23 protein-coding genes are annotated in these 20,187 nt (G+C 62.3%); 8 read left to right on the top strand and 15 right to left on the bottom strand.

Going from position 1 to position 20,187, the window contains the following annotated elements; genetic code table 11:
• Positions 1–78: 78 nt before the first annotated feature.
• The 5 genes from arfB to ACYQ1P_RS00860 are packed head-to-tail and all read right to left on the bottom strand — an operon-like array spanning position 79 to position 2,200.
• On the bottom strand, positions 79–501 hold the full coding sequence (gene arfB / locus ACYQ1P_RS00880; protein WP_460018496.1) for an alternative ribosome rescue aminoacyl-tRNA hydrolase ArfB: 423 nt from the start codon (positions 499–501) through the stop codon (positions 79–81).
• A complete protein-coding gene (locus ACYQ1P_RS00875; RefSeq protein ID WP_460018495.1) occupies positions 498–821 on the bottom strand; it encodes an ArsR/SmtB family transcription factor in 324 nt (107 codons plus the stop codon). The genes arfB and ACYQ1P_RS00875 overlap by 4 nt, the downstream gene beginning before the upstream one ends.
• A gap of 37 nt (positions 822–858) precedes the next feature.
• Positions 859–1,773, bottom strand: a complete 915-nt coding sequence (locus ACYQ1P_RS00870) for an endonuclease/exonuclease/phosphatase family protein (RefSeq protein WP_460018494.1) — start codon at positions 1,771–1,773, stop codon at positions 859–861.
• A gap of 2 nt (positions 1,774–1,775) precedes the next feature.
• On the bottom strand, positions 1,776–1,970 hold the full coding sequence (locus ACYQ1P_RS00865; protein WP_460018493.1) for a hypothetical protein: 195 nt from the start codon (positions 1,968–1,970) through the stop codon (positions 1,776–1,778).
• Positions 1,967–2,200 (bottom strand): hypothetical protein, encoded by a 234-nt coding sequence (locus ACYQ1P_RS00860; RefSeq protein WP_460018492.1) that lies wholly within the window; start codon positions 2,198–2,200, stop codon positions 1,967–1,969. Before ACYQ1P_RS00860 ends, ACYQ1P_RS00865 begins: the two co-directional genes overlap by 4 nt.
• Positions 2,201–2,312: 112 nt before the next feature.
• Here ACYQ1P_RS00860 and ACYQ1P_RS00855 point away from each other — a divergent pair, with 112 nt between their 5' ends.
• Positions 2,313–2,807 carry a DinB family protein gene (locus tag ACYQ1P_RS00855; protein WP_460018491.1) on the top strand — a complete coding sequence of 165 codons (495 nt, stop codon included), beginning with the start codon at positions 2,313–2,315 and terminating at the stop codon, positions 2,805–2,807.
• A 29-nt stretch (positions 2,808–2,836) separates the two neighbouring features.
• Here ACYQ1P_RS00855 and ACYQ1P_RS00850 read toward each other — a convergent pair whose 3' ends face one another.
• A complete protein-coding gene (locus tag ACYQ1P_RS00850; RefSeq protein WP_460018490.1) occupies positions 2,837–3,277 on the bottom strand; it encodes a DsrE family protein in 441 nt (146 codons plus the stop codon).
• 187 nt (positions 3,278–3,464) lie between these two features.
• On the opposite strand from ACYQ1P_RS00850, the gene pheS reads away from it, so the two are divergent.
• Positions 3,465–4,544, top strand: a complete 1,080-nt coding sequence (pheS, locus tag ACYQ1P_RS00845) for a phenylalanine--tRNA ligase subunit alpha (RefSeq protein ID WP_460018489.1) — start codon at positions 3,465–3,467, stop codon at positions 4,542–4,544.
• Positions 4,541–6,943 carry a phenylalanine--tRNA ligase subunit beta gene (gene pheT, locus ACYQ1P_RS00840; RefSeq protein ID WP_460018488.1) on the top strand — a complete coding sequence of 801 codons (2,403 nt, stop codon included), beginning with the start codon at positions 4,541–4,543 and terminating at the stop codon, positions 6,941–6,943. Before pheS ends, pheT begins: the two co-directional genes overlap by 4 nt.
• Before the next feature lie 13 nt (positions 6,944–6,956).
• On the opposite strand, the gene ACYQ1P_RS00835 is transcribed toward pheT, so the two are convergent.
• A complete protein-coding gene (locus ACYQ1P_RS00835) occupies positions 6,957–7,334 on the bottom strand; it encodes a helix-turn-helix domain-containing protein (RefSeq protein ID WP_460018487.1) in 378 nt (125 codons plus the stop codon).
• 87 nt (positions 7,335–7,421) lie between these two features.
• On the bottom strand, positions 7,422–8,048 hold the full coding sequence (gene phaR, locus ACYQ1P_RS00830; protein WP_460018486.1) for a polyhydroxyalkanoate synthesis repressor PhaR: 627 nt from the start codon (positions 8,046–8,048) through the stop codon (positions 7,422–7,424).
• 360 nt (positions 8,049–8,408) lie between these two features.
• On the opposite strand from phaR, the gene ACYQ1P_RS00825 reads away from it, so the two are divergent.
• Positions 8,409–9,698, top strand: coding sequence for an alpha/beta fold hydrolase (locus ACYQ1P_RS00825; RefSeq protein ID WP_460018485.1), 1,290 nt, complete (start codon positions 8,409–8,411; stop codon positions 9,696–9,698).
• Here ACYQ1P_RS00825 and ACYQ1P_RS00820 read toward each other — a convergent pair.
• The 4 genes from ACYQ1P_RS00820 to ACYQ1P_RS00805 form a co-directional block, all read right to left on the bottom strand.
• A complete protein-coding gene (locus ACYQ1P_RS00820; RefSeq protein ID WP_460018484.1) occupies positions 9,664–11,073 on the bottom strand; it encodes a cyclic nucleotide-binding domain-containing protein in 1,410 nt (469 codons plus the stop codon). The genes ACYQ1P_RS00825 and ACYQ1P_RS00820 overlap by 35 nt on opposite strands.
• An 85-nt stretch (positions 11,074–11,158) precedes the next feature.
• Positions 11,159–11,659: a phosphate-starvation-inducible protein PsiE gene (locus ACYQ1P_RS00815; protein WP_460018483.1), complete on the bottom strand. Its 501-nt coding sequence runs from the start codon at positions 11,657–11,659 to the stop codon at positions 11,159–11,161.
• 47 nt (positions 11,660–11,706) lie between these two features.
• The gene (locus tag ACYQ1P_RS00810; RefSeq protein ID WP_460018482.1) at positions 11,707–12,240 is read right to left on the bottom strand and encodes a gamma-glutamylcyclotransferase; all 534 of its coding nucleotides are present in this window, start codon (positions 12,238–12,240) and stop codon (positions 11,707–11,709) included.
• Entirely contained in the window at positions 12,237–13,130 is an 894-nt protein-coding gene (locus ACYQ1P_RS00805; RefSeq protein ID WP_460018481.1) for a DMT family transporter, read from the bottom strand. Before ACYQ1P_RS00805 ends, ACYQ1P_RS00810 begins: the two co-directional genes overlap by 4 nt.
• A gap of 93 nt (positions 13,131–13,223) precedes the next feature.
• Here ACYQ1P_RS00805 and ACYQ1P_RS00800 point away from each other — a divergent pair, with 93 nt between their 5' ends.
• Positions 13,224–14,426 (top strand): DUF2125 domain-containing protein, encoded by a 1,203-nt coding sequence (locus ACYQ1P_RS00800; protein ID WP_460018480.1) that lies wholly within the window; start codon positions 13,224–13,226, stop codon positions 14,424–14,426.
• Positions 14,427–14,463: 37 nt separating this feature from the next.
• Here the strand turns inward: ACYQ1P_RS00800 and ACYQ1P_RS00795 are convergent, their stop codons facing one another.
• The 3 genes from ACYQ1P_RS00795 to metX all read right to left on the bottom strand — a co-directional run bounded on the left by ACYQ1P_RS00795 (position 14,464) and on the right by metX (position 17,133).
• The gene (locus tag ACYQ1P_RS00795; protein WP_460018479.1) at positions 14,464–15,258 is read right to left on the bottom strand and encodes an ion transporter; all 795 of its coding nucleotides are present in this window, start codon (positions 15,256–15,258) and stop codon (positions 14,464–14,466) included.
• An 85-nt stretch (positions 15,259–15,343) separates the two neighbouring features.
• Positions 15,344–15,967 (bottom strand): methionine biosynthesis protein MetW, encoded by a 624-nt coding sequence (gene metW, locus ACYQ1P_RS00790; protein ID WP_460018478.1) that lies wholly within the window; start codon positions 15,965–15,967, stop codon positions 15,344–15,346.
• Positions 15,964–17,133, bottom strand: a complete 1,170-nt coding sequence (gene metX, locus ACYQ1P_RS00785; RefSeq protein WP_460018477.1) for a homoserine O-acetyltransferase MetX — start codon at positions 17,131–17,133, stop codon at positions 15,964–15,966. The genes metW and metX overlap by 4 nt, the downstream gene beginning before the upstream one ends.
• 119 nt (positions 17,134–17,252) lie before the next feature.
• Between metX and ACYQ1P_RS00780 the strand changes: the two genes are divergently transcribed.
• The 3 genes from ACYQ1P_RS00780 to ACYQ1P_RS00770 are packed head-to-tail and all read left to right on the top strand — an operon-like array spanning position 17,253 to position 20,185.
• A complete protein-coding gene (locus ACYQ1P_RS00780) occupies positions 17,253–18,119 on the top strand; it encodes a chorismate mutase (protein WP_460018476.1) in 867 nt (288 codons plus the stop codon).
• A 31-nt stretch (positions 18,120–18,150) separates the two neighbouring features.
• Complete coding sequence (gene hisC / locus ACYQ1P_RS00775) at positions 18,151–19,239, top strand: histidinol-phosphate transaminase (RefSeq protein ID WP_460018475.1); 1,089 nt, start codon at positions 18,151–18,153, stop codon at positions 19,237–19,239.
• Between the two features lie 7 nt (positions 19,240–19,246).
• Entirely contained in the window at positions 19,247–20,185 is a 939-nt protein-coding gene (locus tag ACYQ1P_RS00770) for a prephenate/arogenate dehydrogenase family protein (protein WP_460018474.1), read from the top strand.
• Positions 20,186–20,187: the final 2 nt, after the last annotated feature.

The raw sequence follows: 20,187 nt of genomic DNA, 5'->3' as shown, positions 1-20,187 counted from the left end.
CTGAGCAGCAGCCAAAGGCGGCGTGTCGAAGGGTCGATCACAGGTTGCACTTTCCATCGCAAGTGATCATCCTGATTCCTAATCGAAGGACCGAACCTTGCCCCGGTTGCGCTTGATCTGGGCGGTTTTTTTCTTGTGTTCCAGGCGGCGTTCGCGGACTCCGGCGCTGGGGCGGGTCGGGCGGCGGTGTTTGGGCGGCACGGCGGCGGCCCGGATCAACTCGACCAGCCGTTCGCGGGCCAGTTCGCGGTTGCGCTCCTGGCTGCGGTACTGGTCCACGGTCAGCACAATCACCCCGTCACGGGTCATTTTGCGGCCCGCCAGTTTGGCCAGTCGCCAGCGAATGGCCGAACTCAGCGCCGGGCAGGCGGCGGCGTTGAAGCGCAATTGGACGGCGGTCGAGACCTTGTTGACGTTCTGTCCGCCCGGACCGGAAGCGCGAATGAAGCGTTCCTCGATGTCGTCTTCCGAAAGGGCGATCTGTTCGGTGACCTGAATCATGGCCGGTCACGGGCCGCCGGGACGACCGCACAGCCGCTCCCGGCGCAGCATTCGGCGCTCAGAAAGTCCAGCAGTCCGCTCATCACGTCGTAATCGGTCCGGCAGACCAGTTCCCGCCCCTGGCGCTTTTGGAGCACCAGTCCGGCGCGGACCAGATGGGCCAGATGGTGCGACAGGGTCGAGGGCGGGATATCCAGCGCCCGCCGCAAGTCGCCCACCACCAATCCCGCCTCACCGGCTTTCACCAACAGGCGATAGATCGACAGGCGGGTCGGGTTGCCCAGGGCTTCCAGACGATTGGCGGCTATGAGGGTTTCCATGGCCCCAAGGTAGGCGGCCCCCGTTGCGGCGTCAACGTCACTCGGTGAGGTTGACGATAACCTGCAACGGTCGATGATCTGACCCCAGGTCTGGCCCTGCCGTGGCCTGGACGATCCGGGCGCCATCGCGTCCGAACAGATGGTCGATGGGGATTCCCAGACCGGGGAACCAGGTCGGCCAGGTCCACCAGGCCCGGCCCCGACTGGTCAAACGATTCTCTTCCACGAGGCGTCGGTAGAGGGGTGACCAGGGGGTGGTATTGAAATCCCCGCCCAGCAGCAGCGGCCCGGACAGGTCAGCCAGCACGCCCCGCAACAGGTCGGCCTGAGTCCGTTGCAAATCGGACGCCGCGGGCCAGAGCGGCGGCATGAAATGGGTCGTGGCCAGGGTGACGGAACGTCCATTGGCGAGACGGATCGTCCCTTTCAGTAAACGGAAACTCTCGGCGTCCTTTTGGATCAACTGCCCATCGGATATGGGGGTCCTGGAGAGCAGGGCCAGCCCCCAGAAGGTGGGATGCGGATGGACCATTTGATACGGATAGGATTCCCGCAGGCGGGCCAGCAACGGCAGATGAAGCGGTGTCACTTCCTGGAGCAGCACGGCCTCCGCTTCGGAGTCGACGATCCATTGCGCCGTTTGTTCGCCGTGTCGGGTTTCCGGATGCAGGTTGAAGCTCAACAGATTGATCCGGGCTGCGGGTGCGTGGGACGCTTCCGCCGAGCTCAGGAGCGGCAGGGCCAAACCCAGGTCCACAAGCCCCACCAGGAGGGTCAGCATGGCCCAACGTTTCCGGCGGCGCAGGGCGAACAGCAAAGCCAAAGGGATGCAAAGCGCCGCATATTGCAGCGGAAAATGGATAAGCAAATGAAATGGAAAGACCGTGATTCCGAGTGCGACGCTGCCCGTGGCGAGCCCCAGTCCGGCCAACAGCGCCCAGGCCAACGGCATGCTCAGACCTCCACCTCGCCCAGGGTGCGGTACAGGGATTGTAGGCAGGGGCCGGCCGCCTCGTCGCCTTCCTTGGCCCGCCGCTCCATCAGTCGGACGCAGGCCTCGGCAATGGCGTTGAGTTCGCTCGTCGTCAATCCATCGAGAAAAGCCTTGGGGTTGCGTCGCATGGTGACGATAAAGGGATTGTCGGTCACGTCCTGGAGCCTCCGGATTGGGTGATCAGTCGCAGGGCCTTGAGCCCCAGCAAAATCCAAGGCGTGCCATGCAGCAGCAGGTCGAAAATGTCAAGCGGTCGGTTTAGAGTCCCCGCTGCAAGCATCTTGATCTTTTCCCAGACATGGGGTTCGGGGACGAAGGGTGCCAGCCCCAGGGTCAGGGCCGCCACGACCAATAGGCCGAGGGGCAGGGAGTCGAATAGTTTCATTGGCCGTGGGTTCCTCGTAAAGTCGGTCTGCATGCCAGGGGTGATTCCTGGTATAAGGCTTTCGCAAGGGGCTTTCCATGGCCGATCCGTCAAGCTGTCGAAGGAGACGTGGATGCGAGACTATTTTTTGACATTGGCCAGGTACAACGCCTGGGCCAACGCCCGGCTTTGCAATGCCTGCTCGGATTTGCCGCGAGCCGAAATCAGCAAGCCGCGACAATCCTTTTTCGGCTCCATTCAGGCCACCCTCAACCATCTGCTGGTCGGGGAAACCCTCTGGCTGGCGCGCCTGCAGCAGACCGAACCGGGAGTCTCCCGGCTCGATGAGGTTCTGTACGAGGAATTTGTCGATCTGCGCCAGGCTCGGGAAAACATGGACCGGCAGTTGATCGCCTTCGTGGAGAATCTCAGCACGGAAACCCTCGAAGAAGATCTGCATTACCGGGACACCACTGGTCGGGAAATGCAGACGCCGATGCGCTTCGTGCTGGCCCATCTGTTCAATCATGGCACCCATCACCGGGGACAGATCCACGACATGCTGACCCAGGTGCCCTCGGTGCCGCCGCCGCTCGATCTGATCTATTTCCTGCGCGAAACAGGATAGAACAGCCGACAGCGGCGGCCCGCTTCAGGTCACGGACGCAGGTAGGACCAGCCCTGTTCCTGCCGTTCCATCAGGTGCACCACCCCGGCCGGAACCACCTTGGCCTGGGGCATCAGTTCGACATCCTTGCCAGCCTTCTTGCTCATCGCTTTATGGGTATTGCCACAAGCCATGAAGCCGACATTCTGGTAGTTCTCGCTGAAGCTTTTGATACGGTCGGCGACCGGCGAGGCGGCGGTCAGCATGTTCAGGCCCGGCCCATAAGCGACGATCTCCACTTCAACTTCCTCGCCTTTTTCCTGGTAGTAGGCGATGACGTTGGCGGTGTTGTTGAGGGCAAGGTTCATGCGGGCGGGATCGTTCTCGTCCACATGAATCACCAACTGGTGGCTGGCGTCCCCGGCCTGGGCCGGAACGGCCAGCAACAGGGTCACCAACAGCAAGGGGATTAGGCGCAATAAGTTAGTCATGACGTGTCTCTTCCTCCCGAGTTTTTTTGAAGTTTGTAGTATGTGACTATTTCACAGCATTCCACAAGTGGACAATAAGGTGAGCGGGATCATGCCACATGAGCCCTTCCGTTCAGAGGTTGCAGCGGGTAAAAGGTGCGTCAAACCGGTGATGCGGTGTTGATGATTTGAGAGAAAGTGAACGACCATGGACAATCTGGATCAATTGCGGTCCGACCTGCTGGCTTCGGTGGCCGCGGCCGCCGATGTGAAGGCCCTGGACGACGTGCGGGTCGCGGCGCTGGGCAAGAAAGGTGCGATTTCCGGCCTGATGAAAGGCCTGGGCGGTCTGGACCCGGAGCAGCGCAAAGCCACCGGTCAGGCCCTCAATCTGGTCAAGGACGAGATTGCCGCCGCTCTCGAACGCCGCAAGAGCGATCTGGAAGATGCCGAACTGAACGCCCGGCTGCTCGATGAGCGCCTCGATATCACCCTGCCGATCCGCGAAGAGGCGCAGGGCTCCCTCCATCCGTTGAGCCAGACCATCGACGAAGTGGTGGCGATTTTCGGTCAGATGGGCTTCACCGTCGCCCAAGGGCCGGATATCGAAGTGGATTGGTACAATTTCGGGGCGCTGAACATTCCGCCGGAGCATCCGGCGCGCCAGGAACACGACACGTTCTATCTGCCCAATGAGACCGAGGACGGTCAGCGCACGGTTCTGCGCACCCATACCTCGCCGGTACAGATCCGCACCATGCTCAATACCAAACCGCCGATCCGGGTGATTTGTCCGGGGCGCACCTACCGCTGCGATTACGATGCCACCCATTCCCCCATGTTCAATCAGGTGGAAGGTTTGGTCATCGACGAGACCACCCACATGGGCCACCTGAAGGGGTGCCTGATCGATTTCTGCCGCGCCTATTTCGGCACCGACGATCTGCCGGTGCGCTTCCGGCCCAGCTATTTCCCGTTCACCGAGCCCTCGGCGGAGGTAGATATCGGCTGTACCCGCGAAGGCGGTGAATTCAAGATCGGCCATGGAGATGATTGGCTGGAAATCCTCGGCTGCGGCATGGTCAATCCGGCGGTGCTGGAAAACTGCGGAATCGATTCCACCAAGTACCAGGGCTTCGCCTTTGGGGTCGGGCTGGAACGGCTGGCCATGCTCAAATACGGCATTCCCGATTTGCGCACCTTCTATGAAAGCGATGTTCGCTGGCTGAAACATTACGGGTTCGCGGCCTTGGATGTGCCCAGCATGACCGGAGGGCTGAGCCGATGAAATTCACTCTGTCCTGGCTCAAGGAGCACCTGGAGACCGACGCCACCCTGACCGAGATCACCGACGGCCTGACCATGATCGGTCTGGAGGTCGAGGGGGTCGAAGATCGCGCCGCCGCGTTGAAGGGCTTTGTGACCGCTCTGGTGATCGAGGCCAAGCCGCACCCGGATGCGGACAAGCTGCGCATTTGCAAGGTGGATACCGGCGAGGAGACCTTCGAGGTCGTCTGTGGCGCTCCCAACGCGCGCGAAAACATGGTCGGGGTGTTTGCCCGCGAAGGGATGCATATCCCGGGGATCAATGTCACGCTGAAAAAGGCCAAGATCCGCGGCGTCGAATCCTCCGGCATGTTGCTGTCGGAACGGGAAATGGGCCTGTCCGATGACCATCACGGCATCGTCGATCTGCCCGCAGGCACCCCCATCGGGGCCGAGGCGGCGGAGATCATGGGGCTGGCCGATCCGGTCATCGAGATCGCCATCACTCCCAATCGCGGCGACTGCCTGGGCGTGCGCGGGGTGGCCCGCGACTTGGCCGCCGCCGGGATCGGGACGTTGAAACCTTTGGACGCGACGCCGGTGCCGGGGTCTTTCGACAGTCCGGTCGGGGTGGTGCTTGATTTCGATGAGGCCCACAAGGACGCCTGTCCCTACTTCGTCGGCAGAGTGGTACGAGGAGTCAAAAATGGCCCCAGTCCGCAATGGGTGCAGGATAAATTGACCGCCATAGGTCTGCGCCCCATTTCGGCGCTGGTCGATATCACCAATCTGATGACCATCGAATATGGCCGCCCGATGCATGTGTTCGATCTGGCGAAATGCGACGGCGATATCCGTCCGCGCATGGCCCGCGACGGTGAGACCCTGTTGGCCCTGGACGGCAAGGAATATGTGCTGGATTCAGACATGACGGTGATTGCCGACGCATCCCGCGCCGAGGCCATTGCCGGGATCATGGGCGGTGAGGAATCCGGCTGTACCGAGACCACCACCGACGTGTTTATTGAAACGGCCTATTTCGATCCGGTGCGCACCGCCATGACCGGGCGCAAACTGAATCTGCAATCCGACGCCCGCTATCGGTTCGAGCGCGGCATCGACCCGGATTTGATGATCGACGCCACCGAGATCGCCACCCGCTGGATGCTCGACTGGTGCGGCGGCGCGGCCTCGAACATCATTCTCGCCGGGGAAAAACCGGAGATTTCCAAGACCATCACCTTTCGCCCCTCGCGCGTGGCCAGCCTGGGCGGGGTCCAGGTGGCGGCGGCGGAGCAGGAGCGCATTTTGTCGGTGCTCGGCTTCGCGATTCGCAAGGAAGCCGATCATTGGACGGTGACTTCCCCCGGATGGCGGCACGACATCGTCGGCGAGGCCTGCATTGTCGAAGAAGTCATGCGGCTCAACGGCTTCGACAAGATTCCCGCCGTGCCCCTGGCCCGTCAGAGTGATTTGCCGAACCCCGCCTGGAGCCCGGTTCAGGCCCGCCATGGGATGGCCCGGCGGCTGCTTGCCCAACGGGGCCTGCGCGAGGCGGTGACCTATTCCTTCCTGCCCGCCGCCCATGCGGATTTGTTTGGCGGGGTGCCGGACAGCCTGCGTCTGGTCAATCCGATCAGTGCCGATCTGGACGTCATGCGCCCGAGCATTCTGCCCAATCTGATTGCCGCAGCGGCGCGCAATGCGGACCGGGGACAGCGCGACGCCGATCTGTTCGAGGTCGGTCCGCAATATCGCGACGACACCCCCGAGGGGCAGGATATGCTCGCCACCGCCCTGCGCAGCGGGCGCACCGGGCATCGCAACTGGGCGACGCCGCCGCGCAGCGTGGACCTGTTCGACGCCAAGGCCGATGCCCTCGCCGTGCTGGCCGCCGTCGGCGCACCGGTGGACAAGCTGCAAATCTCCGCCGATGCCCCCGACTGGTATCATCCGGGCCGCTCCGGGGCGTTGCGCCTCGGTCCCAATGTGTTGGCCTGGTTCGGCGAGATTCATCCCCGCGTGCTCAAGGCGTTGGGACTGAAAAGCGCCGCCGCCGGGTGTGAGATTTTCCTCGACCGGGTGCCGTTCCCGAAAAAACAGGCCCCCACCACCCGCCCGCGGCTCGATCTTTCGGCCTTGCAGCCGGTGGAACGCGACTTCGCCTTTGTGGTCGATGCGGAGGTCAAGGCGGTGGATCTGATTCGCGCCGTGTACGGGGCCGACAAGGTCCTGATTACCGATGTCAGGGTGTTCGATCAGTTCATTGGCGGCAGCCTGGGCGACGGCAAGAAATCCCTCGCCGTCAACATCGTCCTGCAACCCACCGACCAGACCCTGACCGAGCAGGATCTTGAAGCCTTGGCTAAAAAACTGGTGGCGGCGGTGACCAAGGCGACGGGGGGCCTGCTGCGGGGGTGATCCCCGGCTTCCCTCACTCCATCGCCAGGGCGCGGGCCAGTTGGCTGAGGGCTTCCTGGTGCCGTTCGTTTTCGATTTGGGTGAAATTGCGGGCCAGTTCCAGGCACATGCGCTGGCGGGACCGCAATTCGTTTTCCTGCGCCGTTTCTTCAAGGCCTTCATAAAAATAGCTCACCGGCACCTTGAGCGCCTGGGCCACTTCATAAAGACGTCCGGCAGAAATGCGGTTGATGCCGCGTTCGTACTTGTGGGCCTGCTGATAGGTGACGCCGATGACGTCGGCCATTTGCTGTTGGCTCAATCCGAGCATCACCCGGCGTTCACGAATGCGCGCGCCGACGAAATGATCAATCTCGCTGGCACGGGAGCGGGAAGGGCGTTGAGAATTCATAACCGGGTGACCATCTGTTGTCTCGCACGTCCCTTCGCGGGGACACTTTTTCCCTGTGTATCATAACAGGAGGTGAGGTCGAAGCGGTTATTTATCGGTCGATTCATTCCCGTCGGCTGTGGTGACCTTGGTCAGGGCATCAATCTGACGCTGCATTTCCCGCAGTTGGGATTGTACATCGGTGATCGAAGGGGACGTGGGGGCGTCGTCGTCCTCGGTTTTTTTCTGATCGGTCACAAAGTCGTCGTCTTCAATGAACGGCGTGAACATGCGCATGGCATTTTCGAACAGCGCCATGTTTTGCTTGCCCATTTCTTCAAATTGCCCGAACGGGAACAGACCGTTCAGGGAATCCTGCATGTAATGGCGCATCTGTTCCTGATTGCGGGCGAAGGCCTGCATGGAATGTTCCAGGTAGCGCGGCACCAGACCTTGCAGGGAATCCCCGTAAAAACTGATCAGATGGCGCAGGAAGCCGATGGGCAACAGGTTCTGCCCTTTGTTTTCTTCCTCGACGATGATCTGGGTGAGCACCGAACGGGTGATCTCCTCACCGGATTTGGCGTCATAGACCACGAATTCGGTGCCATCCTTGACCATCTGCGCCAAGTGATCCAACGTCACGTAACTGCTTGTCGCGGTGTTGTAAAGGCGGCGGTTGGCGTATTTCTTGATCGTGTAGGGAGGTTTTATCGCTCCGGGGTCCTTGGCCATTTCATCCTTCCTCGACACTCTTGACGTTTTGTTTTTTTATGAGGGAAAACTCTTTTCCCGACCCTACATTAGTTCGGGTTATTTCGCGTTGCAATAGCCGCGCTGCAAAAACTTTTTGATCCCTTTTCGCAGACGCTATAGAGAGAGAAGCGGATTGAGGCAAAGGAGAGCCCATGGCGGACCCGATGGATTACGAAGATCTGGCGCGGCGGTATCTGGATCTATGGCAGAAGCAATTGTCCGGTCAGACCACCGACGGGACCGTGGCCGAAACCATGGGGCGGGCCATTGAATTGATGAATCAGGGGGCCGCCGCCTTTGGCGCGGCCGCCTCGGCGGCGATGAGGAAGGATGGCGCGGATGACGGATCTGCAACGGCAAACGGTCGCCCGACTGGGGCCGCGTCCGCTGCCCCTGCACATGGGCACGGCGGTGCTGACCTGGCTGACCTCGCGCGGCGTCTTGAGCGCATCGAGGAACGGCTCACTGCCCTGGAGGCCGGAACTGGCAGCACAGGCGGAAGAGCTGCGCCAGCGGGTCGAAAATCTCGCAAAACCTGAAGCGGATTTATTGGCCCAGGCGATAGACGTCGAATCCCGGCGCCGATTGCAGGGCTTCCTGGAGGGGGTGCGGGCCTATCGGGCGCATCCCTATCGGCGCGAGCTTCCCGAGCCGCCGTCGTTGATGCAGATTGGTGCAGCGCGGTTGTTGGATTATGGCACCGGCGGCGACGGGCCGACCGTGCTGGTGGTGCCGTCGCTGGTCAACCGGAGCTACATTCTCGATCTGATTGAGGGGCGCAGTCTGCTAAGAGACATGGCCCAACGGGGCCTGCGTCCGTTGCTGGTCGATTGGGGAGCGCCCGGCGAGGCGGAGCGGGGGTTCGGCCTGGACGACTATATTGCCGGGAGCCTCAACCGCTTTCTCGATGAAGCCCGGCACCAAGCGGCGGGACCGGTGGCGCTGCTCGGCTATTGCATGGGCGGCCTGTTGGCGCTGCCGCTGGCCCAGCATCGCCCGCAAGACGTGACGGCCCTGGCCCTGTTGGCGACACCTTGGGATTTCACCCGGGGACTGGAGGCCCAACGCCGCCTGATGACGGCCTTGATGCCGCAGATCGAAACCCTGGTCCGGGCGGCCGGGGAATTGCCCGTCGATGCCCTGCAGGCCATGTTCGCCGGCATCGACCCCTGGCAGATCACCGCCAAGTTTCAGGCCTTTGCCCGGATGAATCCCGATCATCTCAAAACGCAACGTTTCGTGGCCCTGGAAGATTGGCTCAATGACGGGGTGCCGTTGGTGGAGCAGGTCGCCCTGACCTGTCTGCGCGGCTGGTATCGGGACAACGAACCGGCACGGGGCGGCTGGAAGATTGATGGTCGGACTGTCGATCCGGCTCTGGTCCGGGTGCCGACCCTGGCCCTGATTCCGGCCCGTGATCGTATTGTCCCACCGGACTCGGCTCAGGCTCTGGCGGCGGCCATCCCCGGAGCCGAGGGGCGGACCGTGGCGGCGGGACATATCGGCATGGCGGTGGGCGCACGTGCGGCGACGGTGCTCTATGGACCCTTGACCAAATGGCTGCGCAAACAGAGTCGATCATCCCGACTTGCGATTATCCGACCTGGAAGAACTGACGGATCCGCTTGAGGACACCCGTGCGATGTTCCTCAATCTGGGTGCTGGTGGCGGATTCCAGGGCCTTGCTGTTGGCCAATTGGCGCTCCGTGACCTGATGGCTCATATGCTCCAGGATCTGCGGGTGCGCCTGCACGAAGGGGTCGATGTCCTGCTTGGTGATCTCGTGCACGAAGGAATCCACGGCGGGGACCACGGTGGCCGCCCGGGGGGCACCGGTCAACAGCGACATTTCGCCGAAAAAATCGCCCGGCCGGAGCATGCCGACCCGCTGCTGCGTGCCCTCCTCGTCGGCGATCAGCACATGCAGCAGCCCTTCGTTCAGGATGAACATGGAACTGCCGTCCTCCCCCTGCCGCACCACCGGCTCGCCGTGCAGGTAAAGCCGCCGCTCGGTTTTTTCCATCAAGGCGTCCTGACTTTCGCGGGGCAGGGTGGCGAACAGGTCGACCCGGGTCAGCCAGCGTTCGATATGGTCGGTTTCCTGGTCGATGCGCCGGGAGAGCTGTTCGATAAAAATCTCGGAGCGTTCGCGCGGCACCGCAATCCCGGCGAAATGCAGATTGCGCAGCAAGGCCCGCCGCACTGCGTAATTGGTCGAGGATTTGGCGGCGTAGTCGGAGACCCAGAAGCGCAGTTCCCAGATCACCCCCCGTTCGTCGAAATCGACGATCCGGGCTTCGGCTTTTTCCGGAATGTTGGCCGAGGCCGGGACCTGCTCGACGGCGGAAAGCAACAGCCGCTCCCCCTGATGAGAGGTGATGTCATAGCCCAGATGAATGCGCAGGCTGTCGCGCCAATAGGAATGCGGGCGGTTGAGATTGCGGAACTGAGAGGTGGCCAGAATGCCATGTGGGATGACCACGCTCACATCGTCGCGGGTCAGCAACCGGGTCGAACGCCAGTTCATGTCGACCACCTGACCGATGGTCAGATCGGCCACCTGCACCCAGTCCCCGGACTCGAACGGTTTTTCCATGGCCATGGCCAGCCCGTAGAACAGATCGGAAATCATGCCGCGCAAGGAAAAGCCAAGCACCGCGACCAGCACCGAGGAGGCGGTGACCAGATCGCTCATGTCGCTGCCCAGCACCACGGTCACGATCCCGATGAGGGCAAAGCCCCAAATGAACAAGGATAGCAGCGTGCCATAAAGGCGGGGCAATCCATCCTTACCGTGTTGACGGGTCCAGCGGGAGATGAGCAGGGCGAGGCTGCTGCTGGTCACAAAGGCGGTGGCCAGCCAGATCAGCGTCTGGCCGAGGTTTGTCATCATCTCCGCGTCGAACGACAGATCAAAGGGCAAATTGGCGATGAAATCGCCGCGTCCGCGATAAAATAAAATGGAGGCGGACAGCAGTATAACCGAAAGGATAAGGCGGGTCATGGGGGCTCAATATTGAATGGGAGGACAGAATGGCTGGCTCTCATTTAAAGGCCTTCAGGTCCGGACGCCAGCCAAAAAACCGCGCCTAGACTTCCGCCACCCCGGTGCGCCCTTCGCCGGGGGCGTCGGTGGCCTTGCTGTCCGTAATCGAGGCCTGGGAGGGATATTTGTGCGAGCCGTAGCGCAATACCAGCACGGCAAAGGCCAGTACCAAAATAGCCCCGGAAATGATCAGAATGCCCCAGTCGGGAATGTGATGCATGCCGATATAGCCGATCATCATCCGGGTCAGGGCGGTAATGGCCACATAGACCAGGAAGCGAACCGGCATGTGCTTGGTGCGGAAATAGATCCCCACCATGGCTCCCAGTTCCAGATATATGAACAGCAGCAGAATGTCCTCGATGGTGGCATGGGGCTTGTCGAACAGGGCGATAAATTCCTGCAAGGCCGACCAGATCACCGCCGCGCCGATGCCGAACAGGGCGACGGCATGGAACATATCGACCATGAAATTCCCGACCATGTCGGAAACGCCATGGAATTTGTGATTGGCACTCTGTGCCCGTTCGATCAGTTGTTCCATGCCCCAATACCCCTCGCCCCAGATACGGGGCCGATCATGCCGCAGCCTCAAAGCCGACGCAACAGTTGGTGCAGCGGACCATCGGGAATGCCCAGTTCATCCAGATGGGCCACAGTTTGCGCCAGATAATCCCGTGAGGTGCCGCTAAGACCCGCCCCCTGGCGCACCAACCGGGACGACTCCGCGAGGGAAAGCCGTCCCGCATATTGCGGATGCCCCCGGCGCACCACATAGCCCAGGGCACGGACTTTGGTCTCTTCGAGACTCAGCGGCAGCCAGCGCGGTTCATAAATCGAGCCATGCGCTTCAGTCACGCCAGCCACGTCGGGCATTTCCCGGGCGTCCAGGTAGGCCCGAACATTCGGCCATTGCTCTTCGGCCACTCCGAAGGCGATGCCGCGACAGGCACCGCCCCGGTCCAGACCGAGCACCAGTCCCGGCTGTTCCGTGGTGCCTCGATGGTGATGGGAATAGACGCACAGCGCCCGGTGATAGCCGCGCACCAGGGCCGGGTGGCGCGCCACGAACGGAAACCCGGGATTCCACATCAACGACCCATAACCAAACACCCAGACGGTCATTTCCCCCCCTTCAGGGCCAGCGCCACACCCAGCGCGGTGACGGCCATGCCAATCAGCGCCACGGGCCCCAGGGCCTCGCCGAACAGCGCCCAGGCCAGCAGGGCGGTCACCGGCGGCACCAGATAGAAAAGCCCGGCCACTTTAGACACCGCCCCCCGGCGCACCATGATCCACAACAATGCCATGGTGCCGATGGACAGTACCCCGACCAACCAGGCCATGGTCAGCATGAAGGTTGGCGTCCATTGAACGACCCGGCTTTCCAAAGCCAGCGCCAACAATCCCATAGGCACCGCAGCGGCCCCGAATTGAAGGGCCAATCCGGTCCGCATGTCCATGCCGGTGCAATGGCGTTTCTGGTACAAGGTGCCGATGGTGATGCCGAACAAGGCGAAGACGGCCAGGGCGACCCCGCGCCCATTCAGCCCCCCCAGATCGAGCTTCTCGGCCAGCACCAGGATGACCCCGAACAATCCGAGCCCCAGTCCCACCCATTGCTGCGGGCGCACCCGTTCGCCGAGAAACAGCTGCGCACCCAGGGCCGTGAGTAACGGTTGCAAGCCGACGATCAGGGCGACCAGAGCCGCCGGAAGCCCTTGATGGATCGCGGAAAAGACCCCGCCCAGATAACCCCCATGGACCAGAATGCCAGCCATGGCAATATGACCGGTCTCGCGCCATGTGGCAGGCCAGGGAGCACGCAGCAGCAGCGCCGCGAGCCCGAGGATCACCACCAGAAGAAAAAAGCGCAGGAAAAGGAAAGTCAGCGGTTCGGCATAGGGCAGACCGTACTTGGCCCCGATGAATCCGGTGCTCCATAGCAGCACGAAGATCCCCGGCATGGCCTTCAGCCAGGGGGACTCATCGGGGGAGGAAACGGAAGTCGACATCGGGGGGAATCCAAACCACGGAGCAGCGGCACTCGCCTCCGGCCGCCATCCGGTCTATATAGAAGGCAATCGCGTTTTTGACCAGGATTGACGATGCCCAAACGTCCGCCCTCGCGGGGGTCCCAATTGTCCCGCAAGTCCCTGACCTTCGAGCCGCCCCCCCGGGCGATGCGGGAACCGCATCCGGCCCTGACCTACAAGCCGTCACGGACCTTGCGCATGGCCACCCATTTGGCGCTGGCCGTCCTTGTGACGCTGGTCGTCGCGGCGGCCTATACCGGCTACTGGTTCTTGATCGGCGGTCTGATCCGGGATCAGGCCGTCGACTGGATCGCTCTGCAACGGGCCAACGGCATGACGGCCTCCTACGACCAATTGACCCTGTCCGGGTTTCCGGGACGCTTCACGGTCAGGCTCGACAAGCCGGTAGCACGCGCCGCCAACGGAACCTGGAACTGGTCGTCGGAACAGGTCCGCCTGTTGGGCGCGCCCTGGGCTCCGCAGACGGTGACCCTGGACCTGGATGGCAGCCATCGTCTGAGCGGGGAGGCCATCGGTCCCCAGCCGTTGCTGGTGAGCGCGGCGCAACTGCGAGCCACCTTCGATCTGTTCGACGGGGACTGGCCGGATCGGCTGGCGATTCAGGTGCAGGATCTACTGGCCGGGCCGCCCGGCGGGCCGTCTCTGGCCACATTCGGCAGGCTGGACCTGGAAGCCGAACGATTGTCGCCGGGCGACGAATCGCCGAGTTTCCGTCTGCGCGCCGAGGGGCGGAACCTGGATGCTTCCGGGTTTCTCGATCCGATCGAGGAGCTATATCTGGAATTGGCATTGATGGGGGAACTGCCCGGCGGGCCCTTGACACCGGCCCTGGTGGATTGGCGCGACAAGGGCGGCACCCTCAGCCTGGAACGTGTGCATCTGACCCAGGGAAATACCCGGATGATGGGTCAGGGAACCATTGCTCTGGATCAGAATCTCGATCCCAAGGGCAATGCCATGGCCAAGGTGGTGGGGTTCGGAGAACTGCTTGAAAACCTTAAAACCGCCGGAGTCATCCGCAGTCGCGAGGCGACCATGGCGCGGATCATTCTGGCCGCTTTCGCCAAGCCGCAAAAAAGTGGTCCCCCGGCCCTGTCGGTGCCGATCACCATCGCCGACCGTACCCTGTCCGCCGGACCTGCCGGATTGGTGATGATTCCCCATGTGGACTGGGCATCCCTGGACGGCTGGCTGGCCCCGCTGCAACAGCCGCTCCCGGAGCCGGAGGAAGAACCGACCGGAGGCAAGAAATAAAGGGTGCCTCCTGGCCGGTCCGCGACATCGCAAGGCTTTAGGATCGGCGTTCCAGCAATGCCTTGATCTGGCTGAGTTGATCCTTCACGTCGACCAGATCCGCTTGCAGTTTCAGGGCATCTTCGTGGGAGGTGGCGCCATCTTCCAGCGCATGCTGCGACTGCATGGCATCGACGATGATGCCGATGAACAGGTTGAGAATGGCGAAGCTGGTGATCAGAATGAAGGGGACGAAAAAGACCCAGGCCCAGGGGTGCTGTTCCATCACCGGTCGCACGATGCCCATGGACCAGCTTTCCAGGGTCATCACCTGGAACAGGGTGTACATGGATGCGCCGATGGAGCCGAACCACTCGGGGAAGGTCCCGGCGAAGAAGTTGGTGGTCAATACCGCCGACACATAAAACAGCAGCAGGATGATCGCGCCCACCGAAGCGATTCCGGGAATGGCGGTGAACAAGGCCCCGATCACCCGCCGCATGGCCGGAACCACGCTCATCAATCGCAAGGTGCGCAGAATCCGCAAGGCCCGCAGTACACTCAACTCGCCGGAAGCGGGCATCAGGGCAATGCCGACGATGGCGAAATCGAAAATATTCCATCCACTGCGGAAGAAGTCGAGGCGACGCCAGGCCAGTTTGCCGCCGATTTCCAGCACGAACACGATCAGAACAAGCTGGTCGAAAAGATCCAGGACCGCGCCATGGGACTCGATGATCGAGGGAACCGTCTGTAGGCCCAGGGTAATGGCATTGAGGACGATAAGAACGGAAATGAAGCTCTGGACCGGGCTGCTTTCGACAAACCGTCCGCTCCGCTCGATAAGGGTCATGATCTGGCTCTGAAGCTCGTTGAAACTGCGCCCGCCATATAGGGTTCCCGGCCTCGCGATGCAAGGATATCCGGCGCTTGAAGCGTTACAGCTTGCGCAACAGGAACACGCCCTGTTCGCCGAACAGGTTGGCGGCGGCGAGGCTGCTGCCGATGCGTTGCGGAACGCCGCTGGCATTGACCGAAATGGAACGCTCGATGGTAATGCCGAGCTTGTTGCACAGCCGGATGATGTCCTTGAGGGTGCACAGGTGGATGTTCGGCGTGTCGTACCATTCATAGGGCAGATTCTCGGACACCGGCATGCGGCCCTCGGCGAACAGGGTCCAGCGGATACGCCAATGGCCGAAGTTGGGCACCGAAACGATGGCATGGGTGCCAATGCGCACCAGATGCGACAGCACATGGTCCGGGCGGCGGGTGGCCTGCAAGGTCTGGCTGAGGATCACATAGTCGAACGCCTTGTCCGGATAGGCCTCCAGGTCGGTGTCCGCGTCGCCCTGGATGACCGACAGCCCGGCGGCCACCGAGGCCCGCACCCCCTCGTTGGACAGTTCGATGCCGCGCCCGTCCACCTGTTTGAACTGGGTCAGGTAGTCGAGCAGGGTGCCGTCTTCGCAGCCGATGTCGAGGACCCGTGATCCAGCCGGAATCATGTCGGCGATCAGTTGCAGATCGACCCGGATATCGGTGGGCTTGAGACCGCTCATGGACGTTTTTCCAGACTCAGACGTTCCGCCGATCCTTCGATGAACCCGGCCAGTACCCGGTGAAACTCCGGCTCTTCCAGCAAAAAGGCATCGTGGCCCTTGTCGCTGTCGATTTCAGCGAAACTCACATTGGCGGCGGCGGCGTTGAGGGCATGGACGATGCGCCGGTTTTCCACCGTCGGATAGAGCCAGTCGCTGGTGAAGGAGAGCACGCAAAAGCGCACCGGCGTGTTGCGGAAGGCATCGCCGAGAATGCCGCCGTGGCGTTCCGCCAGATCGAAATAATCCATCGCCCGGGTAATATAGAGATAGCTGTTGGCATCGAAGCGATCGACGAAGGTGGAGCCCTGATGACGCAGGTAGCTTTCCACCTGGAAATCGGCGTCGAAGCCAAAGGTCACCGACTGCCGGTCCTGTAGGCGACGACCAAACTTGCGGGTCAGGGCGGCCTCGGACAGATAGGTAATATGGGCCGCCATGCGGGCCACCGACAGGCCCCGGTGCGGCACCTTGCCTTCGATTTCGTAGCGGCCCTGGCACCAGTCCGGGTCGGCCATGATGGCTTGCCGCCCGACTTCGTGGAAAGAAATGTTCTGGGCCGAATGCAGGGCGGCGGTGGCGATGGGGACGGCGGAGAACAGTCGGTCGGGATAGCCCGCCGCCCATTCCAGCACCTGCATGCCGCCCATGGAGCCGCCAATGACCATGAACAGCCGGTCGATTCCCAGATGGTCGATCAGCCGCACCTGGGCGCGCACCATGTCGGCGATGGTGATGACCGGGAAGCCCAGGCCCCAGGGCTGACCGGTCGCCGGATTGATTTCGCGCGGTCCGGTGGAGCCCATGCAGCCGCCCAGGATGTTCGAGCAGATGACGAAATAGCGGTCCGTATCGAGGGGCTTGCCCGCGCCGATCAGGGTTTCCCACCAGCCCGGCTTGCCGGTCAGCGGATGGGTCTCGGCGGCGAACTGGTCGCCGGTCAGGGCGTGGCAAACCAGCACCGCGTTGGACTTATCGTCGTTGAGGGTGCCATAGGTCTGATAGGCCACGGTAAAGGCCGTCAGTTCGGTGCCGCAGTCCAACGGCAACGGACGGTCATCGCCAAGGCGCACGCGTTTGCCCGGAAAGTCACCGGAGCCGTAAGGGTCAGCCGTCTTGAGGTTCATTCCAATGGATCTCCCATAGGAAAGTTGACTTAGGGTCGCCCCCCGGATGTGTCAATGTTTTCTTTGCTTTCATGCGGTCGAAGGGATATCTGTAGGGGCTCCGAGGAAAGACTGGGCCGATGAGCAATAACACCGAAATTCTGGCCGATCTGCGGGTCGAAATCGACCGTATCGACGACAAGATCCATGATTTGTTGATGCGCCGGGTTGAACTGGGCCGTCAGGTCGGGGACCGCAAGGGACATGACGGTCTGGCCCTGCGTCCCTCCCGCGAGGCCGCCATTCTGCGCCGCCTGACCGCCCGCCATAGCGGTGCCATGCCAAAAGCGGATCTGGTGCAGATCTGGAAAGAGATCATGGGCTCCTCGGTGCGCCAGCAAGGCCCGTTCTCGGTCGCCGTCTGCGAAGGCGGCGGTTGTCGGGTACTGGCCCGCGATCAGTTCGGTGCGCGGACCCCGATCACCGGCTTTGAATCGGCCCGCCGGGTGGTCGAAGCGGTGACCAAGGGCGATGCCTCCGTCGGCGTGCTGCCGGTGCCGGTGCTGCGCGATTCCAATCCCTGGTGGCGGTTCCTGGTCAATGAGGCCGAAGGCGCGCCGCGGGTGGTCAGCCGCCTGCCCTGGGCCGGTGCCCCCAGCGGCATGATGAACGAGGAAGCCGAGGCGGTGGTGATCGCCAATCTGAGCCATGAAAGCTCCGGGCGCGACCGGTCCTTGTTCGTGTTCGATGCCGAGGCCGAATTCAACCGCGCCAGCATTGATGCCGCGCTCAATCGCGTTGGTCTGGCAGCCACCTTTAGCACCCTTTGGTACGATACCCAGAAGCCCCGGGTGTGGCTGCATCTGGTGGAAGTGGACGATTTCGCCGAACCGGACGACAATCGCATTCAAACCGCCGCCGCTTTCCTCGGCACCGCCGTGAAGCGGGTGGTCGCCCTGGGCGGTTATGCCGTTCCGCTGGCCCATGGGGAACTGGCCGACCTGTAACCCACATCCGATCCATTGAAGAGGTCCGATCATGAGTAACCCGACCCCGCAACCCGGTGTGCTGGACATCGCTCCCTATGTGGGGGGAGAGTCGAAGCTCGACGGCGTGGCGCGTATCATCAAGTTGGCGTCCAACGAAAATCCGCTGGGGTGCAGCCCCCAGGCTCGCGCCGCCTTCGAGGCTGCGGCGGCCAACCTGCACCGTTATCCGGACGGCAGCGCCGGGGATCTGCGGGCCGCTTTGGGCAAGCGTTATGGCCTCGATCCGGCGCGCATTGTCTGCGGCTCCGGGTCGGACGAATTGATTGGCCTGCTGTGCCATGCCTATGCCGGGCCGGGCGACGAGGTGCTCCATACCGAACACGGCTTCTTGATGTACCCGATCTATGCCAAGGGCGCGGGGGCGACGCCGGTGAAGGCGCCGGAAACCGACCTGCGGGCCGACGTGGACAAGCTGTTGGCGGCGGTCACCGACAAGACCCGTATCCTGTTCCTGGCCAATCCCAACAATCCCACCGGCACTTATCTGCCGAGTGCTGAATTGCAGCGTCTCCGCGCCGGACTGCGCGACGACATCCTGTTGGTCATCGACGCCGCCTATGCGGAATATGTGGGGGCCAACGATTATTCGCCGGGCCTCGAACTGGCTCAGAATACCGACAATACGGTGATGACCCGCACCTTCTCCAAGGCTTATGGCCTGCCCGCCCTGCGTCTGGGCTGGGCCTACGGCCCGGCGGCAGTGATTGATGTAATCAACCGGGTGCGTGGGCCGTTCAATGTTAATGCAGCGGCGTTGGCCGCCGGGCGGGCAGCGGTGGAGGACCCGGCGTTCCTCGATCTATCCAAGGAGCATAACGACTACTGGCTGGACTGGTTGAGTGCCGCCCTGCGCGACCTGGGAATTGATGTGCCGGCCAGCGTCGGCAACTTCATTCTGGCCCGCTTCCGGGATGGCGAACAGGCCACCCGGGCCGATGACTTTCTGCGCACCCAGGGGTTGATCGTGCGCCGCATGGCCGGATATGGTCTGCCGGAAAGCCTGCGCATCACCATTGGCAGCGGTGAGGAAAACGAGATCCTGGCCGCCGCGTTGCGCGAATTCATGCAAGGGGAGTGAGCAGACCATGTCCGAGGTGCTGTTCGACCGTGTCGCCTTCATCGGCATTGGCCTGATCGGGTCGTCCCTGGCCCGCGCCATTCGCCGCGACGGGCTGGCCCGCCATGTGGTCGTCAGCACCCGCCGCCCGGAAACCCTGGACAAAGCTCGGGAGCTCGAACTGGGCGACAGTTACATTCTCGACCCGGCGGAAGCGGTGAAGGGGGCCAATCTGGTGATGATCTGCACCCCCATCGGGGCTCAGGAATCAGTCGCCCAGGCTATCGGCCCGGCGTTGATGCCCGGAGCCATCGTCAGCGATGTGGGCTCGACCAAGATGTCGGTGATCCGCGATGTGGGCCCCTATCTGCCCGAGGGCTGCCATCTGGTGCCCGGCCATCCGGTGGCGGGCACCGAACATTCGGGACCGGAAGCCGGTTTCGCCGAACTGTTCCAGGACCGCTGGTGCATCCTCACCCCGGCTCCGGGCACCGACCCGGAGGCGGTCGATTTGGTGCGCAGGCTGTGGGAAGCGGTGGGCATGCGGCTGGAGATCATGGGCCCGGAGCATCACGACAAGGTGCTCGGCATTACCTCCCATCTGCCGCATTTGATCGCCTATACCATCGTCGGCACCGCCTGCGCGCTGGAAGAGGACGTCAAGAAAGAGGTGATCAAGTTCTCGGCCGGTGGTTTCCGCGATTTCACCCGGATTGCCGCCTCAGATCCGGTGATGTGGCGCGATATTTTCCTCAACAACAAGGAGGCGGTGCTGGAAATGCTGCAACGCTTCACCGAGGATCTGACGGCGCTGCAACGGGCCATCCGCTGGGGTGAGGGCGATGTGCTCTATAAACACTTCGCCAAGACCCGCGAAATCCGCCGTGGCGTCGTTGAGATGCATCAGGCGGGCACCTTCATCCCGACCGAGAAGGACAAAAAGGACGCAAAGCCGTCCGAAGGCTGAAT

Source organism: Magnetospira thiophila (assembly GCF_054657015.1).
The sequence above is the reverse complement of the archived record's forward strand: the minus strand, read 5'-3'. Positions and strand labels throughout refer to the sequence as shown.